This window comes from Acidovorax sp. KNOB132 (genome assembly GCF_057541515.1).
Genome location: NZ_BAAJYT010000539.1, coordinates 1 through 1,211 on the forward strand (window position 1 = coordinate 1; position 1,211 = coordinate 1,211).

The 1,211-nt window shown below is 72.4% G+C and carries 2 pseudogenes; both read right to left on the bottom strand.

The annotated features are described in order from the left end of the window. Window positions 1-761 (bottom strand): annotated as a pseudogene (locus tag AC27IO_RS24460) (methyl-accepting chemotaxis protein); the annotation flags it as partial. A gap of 164 nt (window positions 762-925) precedes the next feature. Continuing rightward, window positions 926-1,211 (bottom strand): annotated as a pseudogene (locus AC27IO_RS24465) (MFS transporter); the annotation flags it as partial.

Genomic DNA, 1,211 nt, shown 5'->3' on the forward strand with positions numbered 1-1,211 from the left:
TGGCTCAGGTCGTGGTTGCCGGAGGCGATCTCGCCCGAGGCCGACGCCAGGCCGGCCGCGGCCTGGTGCACGTCGGCCACCACGCCATTGAGACGCCCCAAGGCACCCTGCAGCGCCCGGGCCGCCGCGCTGCGCACGGCCACGTGGCCCACATCCAGCGACAGCTGGCCGTTCGGCTGCAGGCGGCACAGCTGCTGCAGCTCGGCCGATTCGATGGCGTCGGCCCGCGTGCGCAGGGCGATGGCGACTTCCACCGCGGTCTGCACCACCACGAAGCTGGCATGGATGAGGATGCGGCCGAAGTCGGGCTCGGTCAGGCAATAGATCGGCAACCCCGCCAGTTGCAGCCGGTCGAACGCGATGTGGTGCACGGCAATCAGCCCCGCCGCGAAGAGGATGGGCCGCCAGTCGCGGTAGGCCAGCAGGAAGGCCAGGAACACGAACACGCCGAAGTGCATCTCGGTGGCGCCCAGGCTGAGCTGGATGTGCAGCGCCACCATGCCCATGCCGGCCACCACCATGGCCAGCCGGCTGAGCAGCGTGCCGCGTGCCAGCAGGTAGGCCAGGGCGGCCAGGCCCGTCAAACCCAGGCCCCACAGCGCGGCGGTGCCGGGCCGGCCGTGCACCACGCCGATCCAGAGGGCGACGGCCCCGCCCAGGGCGACGATGCCCAGCAACAGCGCGTCAGCCCGGCGGCCGATCGCATGCAGGGCGTCGTGCGCGCCCATGGAGATGTCGTGGATGCCGTCGCGTCGTGCCATGCGGAGTGCTCCCTGCAGTTTCGGTTGGGACAGGCCGCGGGGGCAGGCAACGCAGGGGTTGCACCGGAGAATCGGTATCAGCCATCGGGACGCGGCAGGAAACATGTTGTAACGCAGCAGGCCCGCAGGCGTCAATCGGAACGGCGTGGGAGGGGCCTTCCCGCTCAGGCCGGCAAGGGCGGCGGCGGTGCGGTTGCCGCGCCGCGGCGGCCCGCAGTCCGCTGCGCCAGCCAGAAGACCGGCAGGGCCAGCACCGCGCAGCCCGCCAGCACGGCGAACGCGAGGCCGAAATGCCCCTGCGCCCCGACCACGCTGTTGGCAACGGCGGGACTCAGCGCCGCGCCCACGCCTTGCAGCGTCATCACCAGCCCCAGCGCGGTGTTGTAGCGGCCGCTGCCGCGCACGTACCGTTCCACCATCAGCGGCGTGGCCACGCCCAGCGCGCCGGCC